A 21,789-nucleotide genomic window follows, 5' to 3' on the forward strand; every position below is an offset into this window, starting at 1 on the left:
GATGTCCTTCAAACACAAAGATTATGCCGGGTGGGGGCGCGCGCTGCGGGCCTCGGGCGCGGTGGCAAGACCGGACCGCGCCAGCGCCCTTGCCGCGCTGCCCGCCGCCCCCGCCTTCGGCATGCGCCGCTCTTACGGCGATGCCGCGCTGAACCATGGCGGTCGCGCCATCGACATGAGCGGGCTGGACCGCTTCCTTGCGTTTGATGCCGGGACCGGGATCCTCGAGCTGGAAGCCGGGGTCCGCATCGGCGATGTGGCCGCGGCCTTCGCGCCGCGCGGCTTCCTGCCCGCGGTGATGCCCGGCACCGGCTTTGCCACGATCGGCGGCTGCATCGCGCAGGATGTGCATGGCAAGAACCACCATCACGCGGGCAGCTTTGGCGCCCATCTGGCCGAGATCACGCTCTGGCAGGGGGGCAACCTTGTCACCGTTCTGCCGGGCACGGCGCTCTTTCGCGCCACCGTCGGCGGGCTGGGCCAGACCGGGACGATCCTGCGCGCCAAGCTGCGGCTGGCGCCCTGCACGGGCACGGTGATGCTGGTGACCGAACGGCGGGCCCGCGATTGGGAGCAGCACCTGAGCCTTTTGGACAGCGCGACCGCGACCCATGCCGTGGGCTGGATCGACGCGACGGCCACCGGCGCGCAGATTGGGCGCGGCATCGTCGAGGAGGGCGAGCTCGCCCGCGGTCTGGTGACGCAACGCCCCAAAGCGGCGAAAGTGCCACTGGATGCGCCGCAGTTTGCGCTCTCGGCCCCGGTGGTGCGGGCCTTCAACGCGGCCTATTATGCCCGCGTGCCCGCCGCCGGGCGCACCGTGCTGCGGCCGCTGGCGGATTTCTTCTTTCCGCTCGACAGGATCCTCGACTGGAACCGGCTCTACGGCAAACACGGCTTTCACCAGTTCCAATGCGTCGTGCCGCTTCAGGCCGCGGGCGCCTTGCGCAAGATGCTCGAACGCATTGCGACGTCGGGCCTTGCCTCGCCCTTGGCCGTGCTCAAGCGCATGGGGCCGGGGCGGGCCGGGTATCTCTCCTTCCCGATGGAGGGATATACGCTCGCCGTCGATTTCCCGAACCGGGCGGCGGCGCGCGATCTGATCCGCGTGCTGGAGGAAGACACCACCGACGCGGGCGGGCGGCTTTATTTCGCCAAGGATGCGCTGGCCGAGGGGGCGCGGATCGCGGCGATGTATCCCGAACTGGACGCCTGGCGGCAGGAGGTGGCGAAAGCCGATCCGGCCCGGGCCTATGAGACCGACCTTGTGCGTCGGCTGAAGCTGAGGAGCCCCTGAGATGCAGAGCTGGATCATTTTGGGCGCCGGATCCGAGATGGCCCGCCCCTTCCTGCGCCGTCTGGCGGGCACGGGCGCGGTGCTGTTCCTTGCCGGTCGCAACCTGGCCGAGCTGGAAACGCTGGCGCAGGATCTGCGGCTTCGGGGCGCGGCGGCGGCCGAGGTTCTGGCCTTCGATGCCCGCGACAGCGCCAATTATCCCGCGCTGGTGGCCCGGCTGGCGGCATGCGAGGGCGTGCTGAACGCGGCCTCTTTCGTCGGATCGATGCCGGATCAAACCGCCATCGACGCCGATCCCGGGTTGATCGCCGGGGTCATCGCCGACAATTTCACCGGCCCTGCCACTTTCCTCAGCCTGCTGGCCCCGGTTCTGGAAGCGCGCGGCACCGGGGTCGTCGTCGGCGTCGGCTCGGTCGCGGGCGACCGGGGGCGGATCGGCAACTATGTCTATGGCGCGGCAAAGGCGGGGTTTGCGACCTATCTGTCGGGGCTGCGCAACCGGCTGGGCCGCCGCGGCGTGCATGTGATGACGGTGAAACCCGGCCCTGTGGAAACCCGGATGACCGCGGGGATGAAGCTGCCCTTCATGACCACGCCCGAGGCCGTGGCCGAGGACATCCTGACGGGCCTCGAAAAACGCCGCAACGTGATCTACACGGCGAAGATCTGGGGGCTGGTGATGCGGGTCATCCGCGCCATCCCCGAGCCGCTCTTCAAGAAACTCTCGCTCTGATCAGCCGAATTTCGGGGCCCGCCCCGCCATGTTCGCCGCGATCACCTCCATCTGGTCGGGCTTGCCGATCAGCGCGATCTGTTCGCGGCTTTCCAGCGCCAGCACCTCGGCCGCGGGCGCGGCATAAGCGGTGCCGACCAGCCGTTTCGCCGCCCGGATCGCCGAGGGCGAGCGCCCGGCAATCGCGCGCGCCAGATCGAGCGCCCGGACCAGCGGATCCTCGGCGATTTCGGTGACCAGACCGAGCCGCAGGGCTTCATCCGCCGAGATTTCCTCGGCCGTGTAGGTCATCCGCCGCAGCACGTCGGCGCGCAGAAGCTCGGGCAGGGTCACCATGCCGCCCATGTCGGGGATCAGGCCCCATTTCATCTCCATCACCGCAAGCCTTGTGCCCGGCGCGGCAATGCGGATGTCGGCGCCTGCGGCCAGCTGCAGCCCGGCGCCAAAGGCGACGCCCTGCAGCGCGGCGATCACCGGCACCGGCAGCGCCCGCCAGCACAGCGAAAACTGCTGGAACCGGTTCGCCGCGCCATGGCTGCGCGGCGCGATCAGCGCCTCGGGGTCGCCGATCGCCAGCGCCGCGAAATTCGCCACGTCCAGCCCGGCGCAAAAGGCCCGGCCCTCGCCGCGCAGCACCACCGCGCGCAGACCCGGCTCGGCGGCCAGCTGTTCGGCCACGGCAATCACCGCGTCGATCATCGGAAAATCGACGGCATTCATCTTCTCGGGGCGGTTCAGCGTCACCACCGCCACCCCCTCGACCCGTTGCAACGTCACCCGGTCCATCGTATCCCCCTGCTTAGCCTTTCGTTTGCGGCATCAAACCATATCCCGCCCGCCCGCGCCCGCATGACGCTGCGAAACGGGCTTTACGCAGGGCGCCAAAGCCCCTAGCCATGGCGCATGACCCAGATCCGCCTCACCCCCCTCGTCGCTGGCCTGCCCGCCACCGTGCCCTTTGTCGGGCCCGAAACGCAGGAACGCCTGCGCGGCCGCCCGTTTCGGGCGCGGCTTGGGGCGAATGAGAACGGCTTCGGGCCAAGCCCCCGCGCGATTGCCGCGATGGCGGCGGCGGCGGGCGAGGCCTGGATGTATGGCGACCCCGAAAACCACGATCTGAAGGCGGCGCTGGCCCGCGCGCACGGCTGCACCCCGGAAAACGTCGTCGTGGGCGAGGGGATCGACGGGCTTCTGGGCACTCTGTGCCGGATGGTTCTGGAACCGGGCGATGCCGTCGTGACCTCGGACGGGGCCTATCCGACGTTCAATTTCCATGTCGCGGGCTTTGGCGGGGTCTTGCACAAGGCGCCCTACCACAATGACGCCGAAGACCCCGAGGCGCTTCTGGCGCTGGCGCAGCAGGTCCGGCCGAAACTGCTTTACATCGCCAATCCGGATAATCCGATGGCCAGCCATCACCCGGGCACGGTGATTGCGGCCATGCTGGATCATCTGCCCGAGGGCACGCTGATGGTGCTCGATGAAGCCTATGTCGAACTGGCCCCCGAGGGCACGGCGGCGCCGGTTGCGGCGGAGGATCCGCGGGTGATCCGGTTGCGGACATTCTCCAAGGCGCATGGGCTGGCGGGCGCGCGGGTGGGCTATGCGCTGGGCGCCGCGCCGCTGATCGCCGCCTTCGACAAGATCCGCAACCATTTCGGCATGAGCCGGATCAGCCAGGCCGGTGCCCTTGCGGCGCTCTCGGACACCACCTGGCAGGTCTACATGCGCCGCCTTGTCGCCGCCTCGCGCGACCGGATTGCCGCGATCGCGGCGGAAAACGGTCTGACCGCCCTGCCCTCGGCGACGAATTTCGTCGCGGTGGATTGCGGCGCCGACGCGGCCTTTGCGCAAGCGGTGCTGGAGGAACTGACCGCCGCCGACATCTTCGTGCGCAAGCCCGCCGTCGCGCCCATGGACCGCTGCATCCGCATCTCCTGCGGGCCCGAGCCCGAGATGGCGGCACTGGCCGAAGCCCTGCCCGGCGCGCTCGCCCGGGCGCGGGCCCGCTGAGGCCGGGGCCTTCTGTTACCGCTCACGCAATTGCGCACAGCCTTGATTTGCGCGCGGCGGCCTTTCGGCCCAAGCTGGGGCATATCCCCGAGGAGGACCCGACCATGCATAAAACATCCCGTTTTCTGACCGTCACCGCGCTTGGCCTTGCGCTGGCGCTGCCCATCGCCGCCACTGCCCATGCCGAGGGCGCGATGGAGGGCCATTCCGGCCATGCGATGAGCGCCACCGCCGATGCCGCCCCCTCGACCACCGCTTACATCGACGCCAATGCGAAGATGCATCAGGCGATGGCGATCGACTTCACCGGCAATGCCGATGTGGATTTCGTGCGCGGCATGATCGGCCACCATCAGGGCGCCATCGACATGGCGAAGATCGTGCTGGAAAACGGCGCCGATCCCGAGGTGCGCAAGCTCGCACAAAACGTGATCGCGGCGCAGACGGCCGAGATCGACTGGATGCAGAAATGGCTTGAGACCCACGCGCCGAAGTAAGGCTCAGCCCGCGGCAATCACCGCGGCGGCGGATTGGATGCCGCTGCTGCCATGGGCGATGCCCAAAGCCTGCAGACCGGCCTCCATCGTGGCCAGAACGCCCAGCACCATATGCGCGTTCACATGGCCCATGTGGCCAACGCGCAGGAAATCCCCGGCTTCCGGCGTGCCGGGCGCCGCCATGCCAAGACCGATGCCCAGCGTCACCCCCGCCTGCGTCTCGCACCAGGCGCGCAGCCGTTCCGCGCCGCCCTGCCCGATCCGCGCCGCCGTCACCGCGCCCGAGCGATGCGCCGCCACCGGCACATTCAGCGCGATGTCGCCGCCCTGGCCCCAGGCGTCAAAGGCCGCGGCGACGCTGCGGGACAGCGTCCGGTGCCGCGCCCAGACCTGCGGCAGGCCTTCCTCGTCCAGAATCATCTTGAGCGATTCCGAAAGCCCGAAGAGATGATGCGTCGGCGCCGTGCCGCCGAATTGCTGCCAATATTCCTGCGCGAAGATCCGCGCCGTCCAATCCCAATAGGGCGTGACCAGATCGGCGCCCCTGGCAACCGCCACCGCCTTGTCGGAGACCCAGACGATGCCCAGACCCGGCGGCACCATCAGTCCCTTTTGGCTGGCCGCGACCATCACATCGACGCCCCAGTCATCAAAGCGGAATGCGTCACAGCCAAGCGAGGCGATGCAATCCACCGCCAGCAGCGCCGGATGGCCCGCGGCGTCGATCGCCGCCCGCACCGCCGCCACGTCGTTCAGCACCGAAGACGCGGTATCGACATGGGTCAGCAGAACGACCTTGATCTTGCGGGCCGTATCGGCGCGCAGCGCGGCCTCGACCCGGGCCGGATCGACCGGCGCCCTGATGCCGAAATCGAGCGTCTCGACCGTCACCCCCAGCGCGCGGGCATGCTGCGCCCAGCCCAGACCGAACCGCCCGGTGATCAGCGAGAGCGCGGTGTCGCCGCGCGAAAACAGGTTCGAGATCGCCGCTTCCCAGGCGCCATGGCCATTCGCCAGATAGATCGCCACATGGCCCGAACTTTGCGCCACACGGCGCAGATCGGTCATCACCCGCGCGGTCAGCTCGATCAGATCGCCCTCGTAGATGTTCGGCGCGGCGCGGTGCATGGCGTTCAGCACCCGGTCGGGCATCACCGAGGGGCCGGGAATGGCAAGATAGGAACGTCCCTGGGCAAGGCTCATGCGGTCTCTCCGGTTGATCCGACAGCGGTACCGAAGCCCCCCGGGCCGGTCAACGGCCGGGCTTGTACCCGTCACAAGACCGGGCGCAGCTTGTGACGCCCCGGCTTTCACGGTATCGATCCGCCATGCCACAGGCAAAGATCGAGGACCGCGTGACCAGTTCTTCCCCCTCCGCCCCCTCCTCGTCGCGCATCTTCGCGCGGGTCTGGCGCGATTATCTGCGGCGGCAATGGCTGCTGATGGCCGTCGCCATGCTGCTTCTGATGCTGGAAGGATCGACGCTCGGCCTGCTCAGCTGGATGATCGAGCCGCTTTTCGACCGGGTCTTCGCCCAGGGCCAGAGCGGCGCGGTGATCTGGGTGGGGTCTGCGATCTTCGGGCTTTTCCTGATCCGCGCCATCACCTCGGTCGCGTCGAAAACGCTGCTGACCTCGGTCGCGCAGGCCTCTTCGACGGCGATGCAGATCGACATCGTCCGCCATATCCTGCGGCTGGATCAGAGCTTCTTTCAGACCAACCCGCCCGGCGCGCTGATCGACCGGGTGCAGGGCGACACGCTGGCGGTGCAGGGCGTCTGGAGCGTCTTCGTCTCGGGGGCGGGACGGGATGCGGTCTCGCTGATCTCGCTCTTTGTCGTGGCGCTGTCGATCGACTGGCTCTGGACGCTGGCGGCGCTGATCGGGGCACCGCTGCTGATCGCGCCGACCGCGATGGCGCAGCGCTACATCCGCCGCAAGACCCGGCAGATGCGCGACGAATCCGGCCAGCGCGCGACGCGGCTGGACGAGGTGTTCCACGGCATCGCGGCGGTGAAGCTTTACCAGATGGAGGAATACCAGCTGGGCCGTTTCACCGGGCTGGTGCACCGGATCCGCCGCGCGATGGTGAAGATGAGCTTCTCGCAATCGATCGTGCCCGCGCTGATCGACGTGATGACCGGGCTTGGCTTCTTTGCCGTGCTGCTGATGGCCGCCCCCGAAATCACCACGGGCGAGCGCACGGTGGGCGAGTTCATGTCCTTCTTCACCGCGATGACCCTGACCTTTCAGCCGCTGCGGCGGCTGGGCGGGCTCGCGGGCACCTGGCAATCGGCCCGCGCCAGCCTCGAGCGGCTTTACGAGGTGATCGACATCGCGCCCGGCGTCTTTGCCCCCGCCAGCCCCGCCCCGGCCCCGGCGACGACGCAGATCCGCTTCGATCAGGTCGACCTTTCCTACGGTCAGAAGCCTGTCCTGCGCGGGCTCTCCTTTACCGCCGAGGCGGGCAAGACCACCGCGCTCGTCGGCCCTTCGGGCGCCGGGAAGTCGAGCGTCTTCAACCTGCTGACGCGTCTGGTCGAGGCGCAATCGGGGGCGATCACCTTGGGCGGCGTGCCGATCACCGCGCTCGATCCGGCTGTGCTGCGCGGACTTTTCGCGATGGTGACGCAGGATGCGGCGCTGTTTGACGAGACGATCCGGGAAAACATCCTGCTGGGCCGGACCGATGTCGCGCCCGAGGTGCTGGCCCGGGCCATCGAGGTGGCGCATGTGCGAGAATTCACCGAGGCGATGCCGCTTGGCCTTGATACGCCCGCCGGACCACGCGGCTCGGCGCTCTCGGGCGGGCAGCGTCAGCGTGTCGCCATCGCCCGCGCGGTGCTGCGCGATGCGCCGATCCTGCTTCTGGACGAGGCGACCTCGGCGCTTGACACCGCCTCCGAGGCGAAGGTGGCCGAGGCGCTGGCGACCCTCTCGCAGGGCCGCACGACGCTGGTGATCGCGCATCGGCTGTCCACCGTGCGGCAGGCCGACAAGATCGTGGTGATCGTCGAGGGACAGGTGGTCGAGGAGGGCACGCATGACGATCTGCTGGCCCGCGGCGGCGCCTATGCCGGTCTGTGCCGGATGCAGCTTGTGGAATGAGCCCGCCGCCCCATAATGGAAAAAAAGGGGGGCGCCATGCGCAAGATCTTCGACATCACCGGCCAGGACCGCGAGCATTTCCTGCAGGGCCTTGTGTCCAATGACCTGCGGCGGCTGGCCGAGGGGCCGGTCTACGCCGCGCTGCTGACGCCGCAGGGCAAATATCTGGCGGATTTCTTCCTGATCGCGCGGGGCGACACGATTCTGCTCGACATCGACGCCACCCTGGCCGAGGCGACGCTTCGGCGGCTGGCCATGTATCGGCTGCGCGCCGATGTGGCGATCGCACCCTCGGCGCTGTCGGTCTTTTGCGGCACCGGCCCCGCGCCCGAGGGGGCCCTGACCGATCCGCGCCATCCGGCGCTGGGCTGGCGGCTTTACGGCGACCGGGACGGCGATGACGGCAGCGATTGGGACGCGCTGCGCGTGAACCATCTGATCCCCGCCACCGGCATCGAGCTGACACCCGAGACCTATATCCTCGAAGCCGGGTTCGAGCGGCTCAACGGCGTCGATTTCCGCAAGGGCTGCTATGTGGGCCAGGAGGTCACGGCGCGGATGAAGCACAAGACCGAGCTGCGCAAGGGTCTGGTGCAGCTGGCGATTTCGGGCGCGGCGCCGGTGGGCACGGCGATCGAGGCGGGCGGCAAGGTCGTGGGCACGCTTTACACGCAATCGGGGGGCAAGGCGCTGGCGCAGCTGCGGCTGGACGCGCTGGAGGGGCCGATGACGGCCGGTGACGCCCGGCTTCGGGCCGCGGAGGCGATCACAAAGGCGTGATCACCGCGTCCGATCTGCGGCGCGCCCAAAGGACAGGCGACGACGCGCCTCCGAAGCGCAAAAACGCGGCGCCGCGATATGGCCCTTGTTTTGCACGCTGCAGACTTGAACGCAACGGTTTGGTAACCATATATGCGCCGGTGTTGCCGTTAACGGCACCTAAATACGGGGGCTGTTGCGGCAAGCCATGCGTCAGGTGCATGTCGGACATGCCTTACAGGGCATATCGAATCGGTGGGCAGGGGGCCTAGATGGCCGTCACGCCAGCAAACGCAAGAGCAATAACAAAGGACGGAATAATGCGCGATTTCGTTGACGGCTCCGCATTCAACTATGAGCAAGGTCAGAGGGCGCGCAAGCTGTTTGCCGCGGTCGTCCTGGCGGCTCTGGATGATGCGATTGCCGATGACAAGAAATACGGCAACGGCCCCGAGCAGATCGCCCGCTGGGCGCGCTCGCGCGATGGACGCGAGGTCTTGTCCTGCGCCGGGATCGACCCGAACGAGCGCGTGGTCAAGGGGCTGATGGAATTCGTGTCGAAAGGGGTGCGGACCTCGGTGGCACTGTCGCGCGAAGAAAGCGAACGGCGGATCGCGGCGGAAGAGGCGGAAGCGGCCTGACGGCCCCCGCCCTGCCCGGAAAAACAAACGGCGCGCCCTGGGCGCGCCGTTTCATTTTCGCTTTGCGTTCCGGCCCAGTCGTTCCGGCTCTGTCGTTTCCGGCACCGTCAGGCGGCACGGAAGAACGCGACACGGAAGAACGGGGCCCGAGGCCCCGCCCCCGACGCCGAGGTCGCCCGGATCAGTCGTAATCCTGCCCCAACAGGGCGCGCTGGATCTCGCGGCGCACCAGTTTGCGGACATTCTGGGTGATCCGCTCGCCCAGGCTGCCGCGCAGCTCCTCGCGCACGAGCTGGGCCACCATGTCGCGCAGCACCGCCTCGTCGATCAGCCCGTCCTCATAGGACGGCACCAGCTCTTCGGCGTAAAGCTCCGCGGCCTCCTCCAGATCCTGCGCCAGCTCCTCGCGCAGCTCTTCGTAGCTCGACCGCATCGTGGCGGCGGTCTGCACCGTTTCCTCGGCTTCCGAGACGGCCAGACGCCGCGGCGGGGTCCGGCGCGCCAGATTGAGCGTCGCCTCGGCCCAGTCCATGCCGACGCCCGGCTCTTCCGGGCCGGTCTCGGCCTGCCGTTCGGGATCGGCCATCTCGGCCTGCAGCTCCGCCGCATGATCCTGTTGCGCCAGCAGTTCCGCCTCGGCGGCCGCTTCGATCGCCTCCTCGGCGGCATCGGCGCTCCAGGCCTCGGCGCCGTCCGCCTGCGGATCGGCCCCCGGCTCTGCCAGCACGACATCCTCGGCCGGCGCGGTCTCCTCGGCCGACGGCTCCGCAAGGGCTTCCGGCGCGGGCGTCTCGATCGCCTGACGCACTTCGGCCTCGAAGGCGTCGGGCAGCTCTGCCGCGGCCGCTTCGGGCTCCAGCGCGAAGGGATGGCCGGTGTCCGGTTCGAAGTCGAAGCCGCTTTCGGCCACCGCCGCCTCAAGCTCGGCAATCGTGCTTTCCAGCCGCGACAGCTCGTCGCCCAGATCGATCGCCGTCCCGGTCCCCGGATCGGCGACCTCCTCGGCCAGCGCCGCATCGCCCTCGCCCGCGGCATCGATCGCGCTCGAAGCATCTTCCAGCACGACCCCGGTTTCGGCCAAAGCCGCCTCGGCCTCGGCCAGCAGCACCTCGGCCTCGGTCATCGGACGCGACGCGGGCACGACGGCAAAGGGACGGATGTCGGAGGGCGAGACCGCGGCGGAGGGCTGCAGCAGGAACGGCGCCGAAGCATCGAAAGCCGGGCCGACATCGGCCGCGGCAGGGGGCTCGGCGGCGGTGTCGACAGCGGGTTCGACAGCAATTTCGGCAGGGGCCTCGGCGGGCAGGAGCGGCGCGGCCGCCTCGGCTTCCTCGGCCAGCGCGGGGTCGAGCGCAAGGGCAGGCGCGACAAAATCAAGGATCTCGGCCTCGACCAGTTCCGACTCGGGCTCCACCATCCTCTCGGGGGAGGCCATCGCCGCGGCGCCGATCTCGGCCTGAAGGTCTACGTCGACCCCGTTTTCGACCTCGGCGGCGCTCTCGACCTCGTCCGCGATCTCCGCCTCCGCCTCATCCTCGCCGATTCGCAGCGCCGGGGTCAGCACCAGGCATTCGGCCTCGGCCGCAAGCGGCGCGGGCTCTGCCGCAACCTCGGGCGGCGCGGCGGGCGCAGGGGGCGGCACCGGCATCGGCCGCGCAGCCCCGGCATCGCGCGAGACCAGACGACGGATCGACGACAGGACGTCTTCAATTTCGATTTTCGTTTCGGGTTCGGACATCATGCTCCCAATCCTGCTCTCTGGCCGACACTAGGTCCGGCTGTTTGAATGAAGCAGAATTCCTCCTCCCGTGGACGACGTCCGAGGGAAGCCGGGTCACACCCAGTCACAGCCACGCGGTGCACAAGAACTCAGTTCTTGCCGATGGCGCGCAAGACACGATCAAGAGCCTTGCCCTGATCGCTGAGAGGCGCGTTCTGCACCGCATTGTAGTAGGCTGCGGGGTCATAGGTGGGGATCCCGAGCTTGAGGTTTTCTACCGTCAAGAGTCCCATAGCGGACAAAAGTTGATAATATGCTACCTGCAAAGAGGCTTCCGCCGTAATCCGCGAAGCTTTCGCGTCCAGAAGGTCCTGTTCGGCATTGAGCACGTCCAGCGTGGTCCGCGCGCCCAGCGTCGCCTCCTCGCGCACGCCCTGATAGGCCAGATCGGCAGCCTGGATCTGCTGGTCATAGGCGTTGATCTGCGCCCGGTAGACATCGATGCCCGCAAAGGCATTGGCGACGGCCTGCGCCACCTCCACCCCCGCCTGGCTCAGCCCGGCCCGGGCCTTGTCGCGGTTGGCAACGGCCTTGCGATTGGTCGAGGCGATGGCGCCGCCGGAATAGATCGGCTGCCCGATCGACAGCGTCAGGGTGGACTTGCGCCCGGTGTCCTTCGGATCCGCCAGCTGCGCCGCTCCGGTCACTGTCGGCAGATGCTGGGCATGGGCCAGTGCCACGCCCAGATCGGCCGCCGAGACCAGATGCTGGGCCTGCTTGATGAAGGGATGCAGCCGCAGCGCCGTCGCATTCGCCTCGGCGGTCGTCTTCGGCAGCTTCGGCGCCTTCGGCAAGGACGAGAGCCGCTCGGGATAATGACCGATCACCGCCTTGTAGGCCTCGCGCGCGGCCTTGTATTGCCCCTGCGCCGCCGCCAGCGAGGCCCGCGCCCCGGCCAGAGACGCCTCGGCCTGCGACACGTCGGTCTTCGTCACCTCGCCGACGTCGAACCGATCCTGCGCGGCTTTCAGCTGTTCCGAAATCACCCGCACCGAATTCTCGGTGATCGCCACCTGTTCGGCCGTGGCCTTGGCATCGGCATAGGCCTTGACGGCAGAGAGCAGCACATCCTGTTCGGTCGACAACAGCGCGGCGCGCGTGGCCAGGACGGTCTCTTTCTGGATATCGACCGTCAGCCGATTGCGGCCGAAGTCGAACAGCGTCCAGTCGAGCGTCAGCGCCATCGTCGCCGACAGCTCATCCCAATGGCCGTCACAGCTGGTCTGGAAAGTGGACGGCATGTTGCAGCGGCTGCGGGAAAACTCCGCCCCCCATTTCGCCACCGGACGCAGCGCCGCCACGGCCGTTGCCACATCCTCGTCGGCCGCCCGCAGCGTGGCGCGGTTCTGGTCCAGCAGATGCGAGACCTTGTAGGCCGAAACCAGCGCATCGGCCAGCGTCTCGGCCGAAGCGGAGAGCGACCCGGCCAGAAGGCCAAGCCCGGCGACGGTGGCCAGAAGAAGGGGTTTGAACGTTCTGCGCTTCATGCCTCGGATCCTCTTGCTGCACCGCTGCCCGGCGGCTGTCCCGCCGTTCTACGGCGATAACATTCGTTTCCGCCGATATGAGCCCAATTCGGCACCAAAGGCAATCAGAGGACGAATTCTTTTGCGCAGGTGAACCCCGGAAGCACCGGTGCCGCGGCGTTGAACGCGTCGCGCCAGGCCACCACGCCATCGATCTTGCGGCCGATCCGCGCCGTGCCCAGCTGCCCCTGCAGGAAAATTGCCGTGATCCGGCCGCCTTCCCGCAGCTGCGCCGCGATCGCGGCGGGCACCTGTTCGACGCCGCCTTCGATCACGATCGCGTCATAGGGGCCTTCCTCCGCGGCCCCTTCGGCCAGCCGCCCTTCCACGACGGTCACGCCCTCGATGTCCTGCACCGACAGATGCGCCTCGGCCGAGGCGGCCAACGCGCCCTCTTCCAGCGCGACGACGGCCTGCGTCATCCGCGCGAGGACGGCAGAGGAATAGCCCATGCCCGCCCCGATATCGAGCACCCGGTCCCCGGGCTGGAGATCGAGCGCATCCAGCATCTTGGCGAAATTGCGCGGCTCGAGCAGCCAGCGCCCGTGCCCCAGATCGAGATTTTCGCCGACATAGGCGGCCTCGCGGCGGGCGTCGGGCACATAGGCTTCGCGGGGGACGGCCAGCATCGCTTCGATGATCGGGAATTTCGTCACGTCATTGGGGCGAACCTGGGTGTCGACCATCATGGTGCGGCGGGCGGCGAAATCCGGCATGGGGGAACTCTTCCGTCTGAGCGTTGCGTTGCGCGGTTTTGCCACAGAAGTCGCAAGGGAGCAACGGTCCGGTGGCGGGCCGCGCCCGGTGTTGCATACCATGGTGCACGGAACAAGCGGCAAAGTCGGCGCAAGACCCCTTGCACGGCGGGCGCTGATTGGGTAGGTGAATGTCACCTCACGGCGGCGGGTTGGCGGAGAGGTTACGCAGCGGATTGCAAATCCGTGAAGACCGGTTCGATTCCGGTACCCGCCTCCAGTTCCCCGGCAGGGTCGAGAGGCGTTCAGACCAGCCCCTCATCCTTGATGTTCAGCACCACGCCGCAATGCTTGCAGTGCACCGCATCGGCGTCATGCAGCATCAACCCGCAGCTGGGGCATTTGTGACGCACCTTCAGCGGCCGGAACAGCACCTGCGCCAGCCGCAAAAACAGCGTCACGCCGACGATCATCACCAGCACCGAGATCATCCGCCCCGAGGTGCCCTGCAGCGTGATGTCGCCAAAGCCCGTCGTCGTCAGCGTCGTCACGGTGAAATAAAGCGCATCGGCATAATTGCCGATCTGCGGATTGCGCCCGGCCTGGGTGGCATGGATCAGCCCCGTCATCACGAACAGGAAGACCGCCAGATTGACCGCCGCCAGAATCACCTCCTCATGCTTGCGAAACAGCCGGAAATCCTGCCGCAGCCGCCCCAGCATCTGATAGGCATGCAACAGCCGCAAAGTCCGCAGCACCCGCAGGAACCCAAGCTGCGCCCCCAGCAGCGGCGCGAGGAACGACAGCATCGCCACCACATCGGCCCAGGTCGTCAGCCGCCGCCAAAACGCGGCCTTGCGCTCCTCGACCGCGACGCGCGCGACGAAATCCAGCACGATCACCGCCCCGATCGCCACATCCGCCACCAGAATCCACGGCGCCATCGGCAGGAACGAGGTCACGATCACGAACAGGATCGTCGCCATATCGAAGGCCAGCAGCGCATAGCGGAACCGATGCGCCCGTTTCGAGCGCCCGTGATACAGGTTGCGCAACTCTTTCAGCATCCGTCCCTCCCGCATGGCCTTTGGCGGCCGCCTGTGGCGGCTCACCCCTTCCCCAAAGGCCCCGTTTCCCCTATCTAGCCACAAACTTCCCTTTCCCAAGGTGCGCGCAATGGCTTCCTATCAATATGTCTACCACATGGATGGCGTCTCGAAGACCTATCCCGGTGGCAAGAAATGCTTCGAGAACATCCGCCTGAACTTCCTGCCGGGCGTCAAGATCGGGGTCGTCGGCGTCAACGGCGCCGGGAAATCGACGCTGTTGCGCATCATGGCGGGCATCGACAAGGATTTTCAGGGCGAGGCCTGGGCCGCCAAGGGCGCCAAGGTCGGCTATCTCTCGCAGGAGCCGCAGCTGGATGAAACGCTGAGCGTGCGCGAAAACGTCATGCTCGGCGTGGCGGAAAAGACCGCCAAGATCGCGCGCTACAATGATCTGGCGATGAACTACTCCGACGAGACCGCCGACGAGATGGCGCGTCTGCAAGACGAGATCGACGCCGAGAACCTCTGGGATCTCGACAGCCAGGTCGATATCGCGCTCGAAGCCCTGCGCTGCCCGCCCGACGATGCGAATGTCGCGACGCTTTCGGGCGGGGAACGCCGCCGCGTGGCTTTGTGCAAGCTGCTGCTGGAAGCGCCCGACATGCTGCTCTTGGACGAACCGACCAACCACCTTGACGCCGAAACCATCGCCTGGCTGCAAAAGCACCTGATCGACTACAAGGGCACGATCCTTTGCGTCACCCACGACCGCTATTTCCTCGACGACATCACCTCCTGGATCCTGGAACTCGAGCGCGGCCGCGGCATCCCCTATGAGGGCAACTATTCCGCCTGGCTGGAACAGAAGGCCAAGCGGCTGGAACAGGAAGCCCGCGAGGACAAGGCCAAGCAGAAGGTCATGGAGAAGGAGCTGGAATGGATCCGCGCCGGCGCCAAGGCCCGGCAGGCGAAATCCAAGGCCCGGATCGCGGCTTATGACAAGATGGCCGAGGAAGGCGTCAAGGAACGCGTCGGCAAGGCGCAGATCATCATTCCGAACGGGCCCCGTCTGGGCGGCAAGGTGATCGAGGTCGAAGGCCTGAAGAAGCACATGGGCGACAAGCTTCTGATCGAGAACCTCAGCTTCTCGCTGCCGCCGGGCGGCATCATGGGGGTGATCGGTCCGAACGGCGCCGGGAAATCGACGCTGATCAAGATGATCATCGGTCAGGAAGCGCCCGACGAGGGCACGATCATCGTCGGCGACACGGTGAAGCTGGCCTATGTCGACCAATCGCGCGACGCGCTCGATGCCGAGAAGAACGTCTGGGAGGAAATCTCGGGCGGGGCGGAGCTGATCCAGCTGGGCGATGCGACGGTGGCCAGCCGCAGCTATGTCGGCGCCTTCAACTTCAAGGGCGCGGACCAGCAGAAGAAAGTGGGCCAGCTCTCGGGCGGGGAACGCAACCGCGTGCACATGGCGAAGCTCTTGAAATCGGGCGGCAACGTGCTGCTTTTGGACGAACCGACGAACGATCTGGACGTGGAAACCCTGCAGGCGCTGGAAGCGGCGATCGAGGATTTCGCGGGCTGCGCGGTGATCATCTCGCACGACCGCTTCTTCCTGGACCGTCTGTGCACGCATATCCTGTCGTTCGAGGGCGACGCCCATGTGGAATTCTTCGAGGGCAACTTCGAGGATTACGAAAACGACAAGATCCGCCGTCTGGGCCCGGATGCGGTCGAGCCGAAGCGGGTGAAATACAAGAAGTTCACGCGGTAATCTTCACCCCCTTTACTTGTTCAAAAAAAGTTCCATGCTGGCCTTATCGGAGGTCAGCATGGAACAGTTCTCACTCGCGTCATTTATCAAAATATGCCTTATGGACACGGGCTCACGCATTTCAGAGCTTCGCAAAAAGCTCGAAAGCCAGGGAGGTTACGACTATTACAACTCCTTCTCCCGATCCGTTGTCGCCTATATCGAAGATGGCAATAGAGACCGCGCAAACGAGATACTTGCCGAGCCGAGAAACGATCATGAGCGAAGCAAGAATACGAGATGCTTCGAAGCATTCGTCGCAAAATTCGGAACAACAAGAAGCTTAGCCGCGGTGGCGGAAAAGAAAAGTTGGCAACCGCCGAATGCCAATTTTTCCATCAATATCTCGCCATTGTTTGAGATTGAGAAAGCTGGAACTCGGCAAGTTTTCGCGACATGGGCTCTTCAGAAGCCTGAACTTTCACAAAAATACGGCGCGGTTGCATGCTACATAATGAGACAGGCTTTTTCCGGCCACTCTTTAGCAAACGCGGGATTTTATTTTTACGACCTGACAGGCGGGAAAATTTATTCTGAGCGACAAATTAGCAACTCAACGAGCCGCATGTTCGCAAGCGACATCAGATGGCTATCTTATGAATTGACCGAAATGCTATGATCCTCACCCGCATCCTTACCACCCTTCCCGACACCACCTCGGCACAGGCCCTCGGCAAGGCGCTCGTCACCGCGCGGCTGGTCGCTTGCGCCCATGTCTCGGCGCCGGGCACGTCCTTCTACATCTGGGAGGGACAAGAGGAGCACAGCCCCGAGGTGCAGCTCTGGCTCAAGACCACGCCTGACCGCGCGGCCGAGGCCGTCGCGGAGCTTGCCCGGCGGCATCCCTATGACTGCCCGATGATCCTGTCCGATACGGTCGAAGCCAATCCCGCCTATGCCGCCTGGGTGGCAGAACAGGTGGTATAAGGGTCGCTGGCCCTTTGCCTGATTCCGGGCGTTCGGGACTCAGATCGTGCCCCCGGAACGACTTGACCCCGCCGAAGGGCGGGGTCGCTGGCCCTCGCAAGCGTGCTCGGGCGTTCGACGCTCAAATCGTTCCACTGGAACGATTTGACCCCGCCAAGGGCGGGGTCGCGTCTCACTCATCCATCTTCAGCGCCGCGATGAACGCGCTCTGGGGAATCTCCACCTTCCCGAACTGGCGCATCTTCTTCTTCCCGGCTTTCTGCTTCTCCAACAGCTTCTTCTTCCGCGTCGCGTCGCCGCCGTAGCATTTCGCCGTCACGTCCTTGCGCATCGCCGAGAGCGTCTCGCGCGCGATCACCCGGCCGCCGATCGCCGCCTGAATCGGGATCTTGAACATGTGCCGCGGGATCAGATCCTTCAGCTTCTCCACCATCGCCCGGCCCCGCCCCTCGGCGCGGTCGCGGTGCACCATGATCGAGAGCGCATCCACCGGCTCATCATTCACCAGGATCGACATCTTGACCAGGAAATCCTCGCGGTATTCCGCCAGCTGATAGTCGAAGCTCGCATAGCCCTTGGTCACCGATTTCAGCCGGTCGTAGAAGTCGAAGACCACCTCGGACAGCGGCAGGTCATAGACCACCATCGCCCGCGAGCCCGCATAGGTCAGATCCATCTGGATGCCGCGGCGATCCTGGCACAGCTTCAGCACATCGCCCAGATAATCGTCGGGGACCATGATCGTGGCCTTGATCCGCGGCTCCTCGATATGATCGACATAGGTCAGGTCGGGCAGGTCGGCGGGGTTGTGCAGGTCACGGACCTCGCCGTCCTTCATGTAAAGCTTGAACACGACCGAGGGCGCGGTGGTGATCAGATCAAGGTCATATTCGCGTTCCAGCCGGTCGCGCACGACCTCAAGGTGCAACAGCCCGAGGAAGCCGCAGCGGAAGCCAAAGCCCAGCGCGGCCGAGGTTTCCATCTCATAGGTGAAGCTCGCGTCGTTCAGCGCCAGTTTCTCGATCGCGTCGCGCAAGGGCTCGAAATCATTCGCATCGACCGGGAAGAGACCGCAGAACACCACCGGCTGCGCCGGTTTGAAGCCCGGCAGGGCGGCATCGCAGGGTTTGCGTTCATGGGTGATCGTGTCGCCCACCCGGGTATCGCGGACTTGTTTGATCGAGGCGGTCAGAACGCCGATCTCGCCCGGCCCCAGCTCGGCGATATCGACCATCTGCGGCTTCAGCACGGCCAGCTTGTCGATCCGGTAGCTCGCCCCGGTCTGCATCATCTTGATCTGGTCGCCCTTGCGCACGACGCCATCCATGACGCGGATCATCACGACGACGCCCAGATAGGGGTCGTACCAGCTGTCGACCAGCATCGCTTTCAACGGCGCATCGACATCGCCCACCGGCGCGGGAAGGCGGTGCACGATCGCCTCCAGCACGTCGGGAATGCCAAGCCCGGTCTTGGCCGAAATCGGAATCGCCTCCGACGCGTCGATGCCGATCACATCCTCGATGTTCTTCTTCACCGCATCCGGGTCGGCGGCGGGCAGGTCGATCTTGTTCAGGACCGGCACGATCTCGTGCCCGGCGTCAAGCGCCTGATAGACATTCGCCAGCGTCTGCGCCTCGACACCCTGCGAGGCGTCGACGACCAGGAGCGAGCCTTCGACGGCGCGCATCGAGCGGCTGACCTCATAGGCGAAGTCGACGTGGCCGGGGGTGTCGATCAGGTTCAGGATGTAGGTCCGCCCATCCTTCGCCGGATAGTCGATCCGCACGGTGTTCGCCTTGATGGTGATGCCGCGCTCGCGCTCGATATCCATGCTGTCGAGCATCTGCTCTTTCATGTCGCGCGCGGCCACCGTGCCCGTCATCTGGATCAGACGGTCGGCAAGCGTGGATTTGCCGTGGTCGATATGCGCCACGATGGAGAAGTTCCGGATGTGATCGAGCTTTTTCATGGGCGCGCAAATAGCAGCAATTCAAGGGTGCGGGAAGGGGGATTGCGGCGGGTGACCGGGCCGCGGCGCCGCGGCGGAAACGGGCGGAAAACCGCGATGGCACGGCCGTTGACGCAACCACAGGGCGAGTGGTAGCGTTATCGGGCCAGACCATCGGCGCCTTGCAGACGAATGACCGGACAATCTCATCAAGGGAGGAGAGAGAGAATGTCGAGACTCGATTGCACTGCCGTGACGCAGCCTGTCGACACCGGAGGCTGAGGCGGATCATGACCATGCAGACCACACTCAATCTGCCGCTCACCCTCACCGCGCTGACCACCCGCAGTGTCGGGCTGGTCTCCTTCATCCGGCTCAAGGGCCATCTGCCCGATGCGGGCTGGACCGTGACCGGCGAGGCGGCGCTGACCACCTCGGGGGTGCTGCTGTCGCTGCGTACCCGTCGGCGCCCCGGGGCATTCCCCGAGGCCGCGCAGCCGTTGGCGCTGGAATATGCGCTTGGCCAGCTGCGCCCGGGCGAGCGCCCCTATCGTGTCACCTGTGACGGGGCCCTGCTGGCCGAGGGCCGGTTGATGTTCTGAACCGGGCTGCGGGCGGCACATGCAATCGCGGTTGACGCCGCCCGCGGATCGCGCCAGATCATGCAGGATGAAGCGCGGAGGCCCCCGATGATCCTGTCCGTTCCCAACATGACCTGCGGCCATTGCAAGGCCAGCGTGGAAGCCGCCATCACCGAAGTGGGCGGCAAGGCCCTTGTCAGCCTGGAAGACCGCGAGGTCGAGGTGAACGGCCTGCCCGAGGAAACCGTCCTGGCCGCGCTCAAGGCCGCGGGCTTCGAGGCCGAAGTCATCGCCTGACCCAGATTTCGGTGAAAATCCGTCTCTTGCCGCCAGATCTGGCGGCATTTGCGCACAATCGGCGGAAAGCCGCCGAAACTATTGTGCCTGCTTGTCGAATCCCCTAAAACACCGGTCAAATCGACGGGATACGGGCGTGAACCCGACCCGCAACCGAAGAGCAGAGCATGATGAAATATCTTCTTTCCGCCGCCTTGGTTCTTGCGGGAACCACGGCTTTTGCCGGTCCCATCGACACCGCCTGTCAGCGCGCCGGACGCACCGCCGATCGGGCGCTGTGCGGCTGCATCCAGCAGGTCGCCGACCAGTCCCTGTCGCGGTCGGACCAGCGCCGGGCGGCGAAATTCTTCGAAGACCCGGATCAGGCGCAGGAAACCCGCGTTTCCGACCGCGCCGCGGATGAGGATTTCTGGCTGCGCTACAAGGCCTTCGCCCAGACCGCCGAAGCTTACTGCGGGCGCTGAAGCCGCGCCAGCAACGCCCTTGCGCCTGCCTCGATGATGTCGAGGCAGCCGTCGAAATCGCGGGTGTAATAGGGGTCGGGCACCTCGGACACGCCGCGTTCGCCCTGCAGGAACATTTCCAGCCGCGCCGTCGCATCGGCGGGCCGCAGCGCCTGCGCATCGCGATAATTCTGCCGGTCCATCGCCAGAATCAGATCGAAGTCGCGGAAATCCGCCGGTTTCAACTGCCGCGCCCGCAGCGCGCTCAGGTCATGGCCGCGCGGGCTGGCCGCCGCCTGCATCGGGCCATAGGGCGGCTCTCCGACATGCCAGGCACCGGTTCCGGCGCTGTCCAGCGTGACGGACACCCCGGCCTGTTCGGCCAGCGTGCGAAAGACCCCCTCGGCGGCGGGGGAGCGACAGATGTTGCCAAGGCAAAGAAACAGGATACGCATGAGCGGTGCTTACCAAGGGGAAACGCCGATGGCCAGAATCGTGATTCTCACAGGTGCGGGAGTTTCCGCCGAAAGCGGCCTGCGCACCTTCCGCGCCAGCGACGGCCTGTGGGAGGACCACCGGATCGAGGATGTGGCAACGCCCGAAGGCTTTGCCCGCGATCCGGCCTTGGTGCACAGGTTCTACAACCAGCGCCGCGCGGCGGCGGCGGCGGCCCTGCCGAATGCCGCCCATCTGGCCCTGGCGCGACTTGAAGCCGCAGGGGCGCATCAGGTTCTGGTGGTGACGCAAAATGTCGACGACCTGCACGAGCGGGCGGGGACGCGCAACCTGATCCACATGCACGGCACGCTGAGGGGCGCGCTTTGCGCCACCTGCGATCATCGCTGGCCCGCCCCCGCCGAAATGGCGCCGCAAGACAGCTGCCCGCGCTGCGGCCATCCCGCGACGCGGCCCGACATCGTCTGGTTCGGCGAAATGCCCTGCCGGATGGAGGAGATCTGGACGGCGCTGCGGGCGGCCGATCTCTTCGTCTCGATCGGCACCTCGGGGAATGTCTATCCGGCCGCCGGTTTCGTCGCCGATGCCCGCCATGCCGGGGTGGCGACGCTGGAGCTGAACCTCGAGCCCTCGCAGGGGACGCGGCTCTTCGACGAGGCCCGGCACGGCACGGCGACACAGGTGGTTCCGGCCTGGGTGGATGAGATGCTTTGCACATGAATCGCTTGACGCGGGGCGGCTTTGGCCCTATGCTCCGCGAACGGATTTCCGGGCACCGCGCACAGCGGGTCCCGCAGTATTGGAAGTGGGCCGCGTCGCCCGAGGAAACGAAGGAACAACGCCATGTCGCGCGTCTGCGAACTGACCGGCAAAGGCCCGATGTCGGGCAACAACATCAGCCACGCGAACAACAAGACGCGTCGCCGCTTTCTGCCGAACCTGAACGAAGTCACCCTGATCTCGGACGTTCTGGGGCAATCGTTCCAGCTGCGCGTCTCGGCCGCCGGCCTGCGCACCGTCGATCACCGTGGTGGTCTGGATGCTTTCCTCGCGAAAGCCTCGGATGACGAACTTTCGGTCAATGCGCTGAAAATCAAGAAAGCCATCGCCAAGGCGCAAGCCGCCGCGTAATCGGCTGCCGCCTGATCGGCTGATCCACGGATCGAAAACCCCGCCTCTGGCGGGGTTTTTTCATCTCAACCGCGCAGCGCCGTT

23 protein-coding genes and 1 tRNA gene are annotated in these 21,789 nt (G+C 66.2%); 16 read left to right on the top strand and 8 right to left on the bottom strand.

All coding sequences use genetic code 11. The features are described 5' to 3' along the window. The first annotated feature begins 1 nt into the window (after nt 1). Nucleotides 2-1,297 carry an FAD-binding oxidoreductase gene (locus LY44_RS01630; protein WP_055212149.1) on the top strand — a complete coding sequence of 432 codons (1,296 nt, stop codon included), beginning with the start codon at nt 2-4 and terminating at the stop codon, nt 1,295-1,297. 1 nt (nt 1,298) lies between these two features. Beyond that, nucleotides 1,299-2,030 (top strand): SDR family NAD(P)-dependent oxidoreductase, encoded by a 732-nt coding sequence (locus LY44_RS01635; RefSeq protein WP_055212147.1) that lies wholly within the window; start codon nt 1,299-1,301, stop codon nt 2,028-2,030. On the opposite strand, the gene LY44_RS01640 is transcribed toward LY44_RS01635, so the two are convergent. Further along, nucleotides 2,031-2,816: a crotonase/enoyl-CoA hydratase family protein gene (locus LY44_RS01640; protein WP_055212146.1), complete on the bottom strand. Its 786-nt coding sequence runs from the start codon at nt 2,814-2,816 to the stop codon at nt 2,031-2,033. A 117-nt stretch (nt 2,817-2,933) separates the two neighbouring features. Between LY44_RS01640 and LY44_RS01645 the strand changes: the two genes are divergently transcribed. Together LY44_RS01645 and copM are read left to right on the top strand one after the other, a co-directional pair. Next, the gene (locus tag LY44_RS01645) at nt 2,934-4,043 is read left to right on the top strand and encodes a pyridoxal phosphate-dependent aminotransferase (protein ID WP_055212144.1); all 1,110 of its coding nucleotides are present in this window, start codon (nt 2,934-2,936) and stop codon (nt 4,041-4,043) included. A 104-nt stretch (nt 4,044-4,147) separates the two neighbouring features. After that, nucleotides 4,148-4,540, top strand: a complete 393-nt coding sequence (copM, locus tag LY44_RS01650; protein WP_081024511.1) for a CopM family metallochaperone — start codon at nt 4,148-4,150, stop codon at nt 4,538-4,540. A gap of 3 nt (nt 4,541-4,543) precedes the next feature. Here copM and LY44_RS01655 read toward each other — a convergent pair whose 3' ends face one another. Beyond that, complete coding sequence (locus LY44_RS01655; RefSeq protein WP_055212142.1) at nt 4,544-5,743, bottom strand: pyridoxal-phosphate-dependent aminotransferase family protein; 1,200 nt, start codon at nt 5,741-5,743, stop codon at nt 4,544-4,546. A 125-nt stretch (nt 5,744-5,868) separates the two neighbouring features. On the opposite strand from LY44_RS01655, the gene LY44_RS01660 reads away from it, so the two are divergent. The 3 genes from LY44_RS01660 to LY44_RS01670 all read left to right on the top strand — a co-directional run bounded on the left by LY44_RS01660 (nt 5,869) and on the right by LY44_RS01670 (nt 9,047). Then, entirely contained in the window at nt 5,869-7,647 is a 1,779-nt protein-coding gene (locus tag LY44_RS01660; protein ID WP_055212140.1) for an ABC transporter ATP-binding protein, read from the top strand. A 36-nt stretch (nt 7,648-7,683) separates the two neighbouring features. Next, on the top strand, nt 7,684-8,427 hold the full coding sequence (gene ygfZ, locus LY44_RS01665; protein ID WP_081024512.1) for a CAF17-like 4Fe-4S cluster assembly/insertion protein YgfZ: 744 nt from the start codon (nt 7,684-7,686) through the stop codon (nt 8,425-8,427). Nucleotides 8,428-8,726: 299 nt separating this feature from the next. Next, the gene (locus LY44_RS01670; protein WP_013068809.1) at nt 8,727-9,047 is read left to right on the top strand and encodes a DUF6280 family protein; all 321 of its coding nucleotides are present in this window, start codon (nt 8,727-8,729) and stop codon (nt 9,045-9,047) included. 181 nt (nt 9,048-9,228) lie between these two features. On the opposite strand, the gene LY44_RS01675 is transcribed toward LY44_RS01670, so the two are convergent. The 3 genes from LY44_RS01675 to LY44_RS01685 all read right to left on the bottom strand — a co-directional run bounded on the left by LY44_RS01675 (nt 9,229) and on the right by LY44_RS01685 (nt 13,069). Next, on the bottom strand, nt 9,229-10,788 hold the full coding sequence (locus LY44_RS01675) for a hypothetical protein (RefSeq protein WP_055212136.1): 1,560 nt from the start codon (nt 10,786-10,788) through the stop codon (nt 9,229-9,231). Between the two features lie 128 nt (nt 10,789-10,916). Then, the gene (locus tag LY44_RS01680) at nt 10,917-12,314 is read right to left on the bottom strand and encodes a TolC family outer membrane protein (protein ID WP_055212134.1); all 1,398 of its coding nucleotides are present in this window, start codon (nt 12,312-12,314) and stop codon (nt 10,917-10,919) included. A 104-nt stretch (nt 12,315-12,418) separates the two neighbouring features. Beyond that, nucleotides 12,419-13,069, bottom strand: a complete 651-nt coding sequence (locus tag LY44_RS01685; RefSeq protein ID WP_055212132.1) for a protein-L-isoaspartate O-methyltransferase family protein — start codon at nt 13,067-13,069, stop codon at nt 12,419-12,421. Between the two features lie 185 nt (nt 13,070-13,254). On the opposite strand from LY44_RS01685, the gene LY44_RS01690 reads away from it, so the two are divergent. Next, nucleotides 13,255-13,328, top strand: a tRNA-Cys gene (locus tag LY44_RS01690). Nucleotides 13,329-13,353: 25 nt separating this feature from the next. Here LY44_RS01690 and LY44_RS01695 read toward each other — a convergent pair. Next, the gene (locus LY44_RS01695) at nt 13,354-14,115 is read right to left on the bottom strand and encodes a potassium channel family protein (protein ID WP_055212130.1); all 762 of its coding nucleotides are present in this window, start codon (nt 14,113-14,115) and stop codon (nt 13,354-13,356) included. A 109-nt stretch (nt 14,116-14,224) separates the two neighbouring features. On the opposite strand from LY44_RS01695, the gene ettA reads away from it, so the two are divergent. Genes ettA through cutA form a run of 3 tightly spaced genes read left to right on the top strand, consistent with a single transcriptional unit; the run spans nt 14,225 to nt 16,846 of the window. After that, nucleotides 14,225-15,880, top strand: a complete 1,656-nt coding sequence (gene ettA, locus LY44_RS01700) for an energy-dependent translational throttle protein EttA (protein WP_055212128.1) — start codon at nt 14,225-14,227, stop codon at nt 15,878-15,880. Nucleotides 15,881-15,938: 58 nt separating this feature from the next. Further along, on the top strand, nt 15,939-16,538 hold the full coding sequence (locus LY44_RS17530; RefSeq protein ID WP_146707189.1) for a hypothetical protein: 600 nt from the start codon (nt 15,939-15,941) through the stop codon (nt 16,536-16,538). Then, nucleotides 16,535-16,846 carry a divalent-cation tolerance protein CutA gene (gene cutA / locus LY44_RS01705; RefSeq protein WP_055212126.1) on the top strand — a complete coding sequence of 104 codons (312 nt, stop codon included), beginning with the start codon at nt 16,535-16,537 and terminating at the stop codon, nt 16,844-16,846. Before LY44_RS17530 ends, cutA begins: the two co-directional genes overlap by 4 nt. 172 nt (nt 16,847-17,018) lie before the next feature. Here the strand turns inward: cutA and lepA are convergent, their stop codons facing one another. Beyond that, entirely contained in the window at nt 17,019-18,818 is a 1,800-nt protein-coding gene (lepA, locus tag LY44_RS01710) for a translation elongation factor 4 (RefSeq protein ID WP_055212123.1), read from the bottom strand. Between the two features lie 269 nt (nt 18,819-19,087). Here lepA and LY44_RS01715 point away from each other — a divergent pair, with 269 nt between their 5' ends. The 3 genes from LY44_RS01715 to LY44_RS01725 all read left to right on the top strand — a co-directional run bounded on the left by LY44_RS01715 (nt 19,088) and on the right by LY44_RS01725 (nt 20,139). After that, nucleotides 19,088-19,399, top strand: coding sequence for a hypothetical protein (locus LY44_RS01715; protein ID WP_055212120.1), 312 nt, complete (start codon nt 19,088-19,090; stop codon nt 19,397-19,399). An 87-nt stretch (nt 19,400-19,486) separates the two neighbouring features. Next, the gene (gene copZ / locus LY44_RS01720) at nt 19,487-19,675 is read left to right on the top strand and encodes a copper chaperone CopZ (RefSeq protein ID WP_013068822.1); all 189 of its coding nucleotides are present in this window, start codon (nt 19,487-19,489) and stop codon (nt 19,673-19,675) included. A gap of 167 nt (nt 19,676-19,842) precedes the next feature. After that, nucleotides 19,843-20,139 (top strand): hypothetical protein, encoded by a 297-nt coding sequence (locus tag LY44_RS01725; RefSeq protein ID WP_055212118.1) that lies wholly within the window; start codon nt 19,843-19,845, stop codon nt 20,137-20,139. Here the strand turns inward: LY44_RS01725 and LY44_RS01730 are convergent. Next, entirely contained in the window at nt 20,124-20,573 is a 450-nt protein-coding gene (locus LY44_RS01730) for a low molecular weight protein-tyrosine-phosphatase (protein WP_055212116.1), read from the bottom strand. The two genes, LY44_RS01725 and LY44_RS01730, sit on opposite strands and share 16 nt — an antisense overlap. Nucleotides 20,574-20,601: 28 nt before the next feature. Here LY44_RS01730 and LY44_RS01735 point away from each other — a divergent pair, with 28 nt between their 5' ends. Further along, the gene (locus tag LY44_RS01735) at nt 20,602-21,294 is read left to right on the top strand and encodes an NAD-dependent deacylase (protein ID WP_055212115.1); all 693 of its coding nucleotides are present in this window, start codon (nt 20,602-20,604) and stop codon (nt 21,292-21,294) included. A 123-nt stretch (nt 21,295-21,417) separates the two neighbouring features. Then, nucleotides 21,418-21,705, top strand: a complete 288-nt coding sequence (gene rpmB, locus LY44_RS01740) for a 50S ribosomal protein L28 (protein WP_055212113.1) — start codon at nt 21,418-21,420, stop codon at nt 21,703-21,705. Nucleotides 21,706-21,789: the final 84 nt, after the last annotated feature.

Origin of the sequence: Rhodobacter capsulatus, from assembly GCF_003254295.1 — a bacterium.
GTDB classification, from domain to species: Bacteria; Pseudomonadota; Alphaproteobacteria; order Rhodobacterales; family Rhodobacteraceae; genus Rhodobacter; species Rhodobacter capsulatus.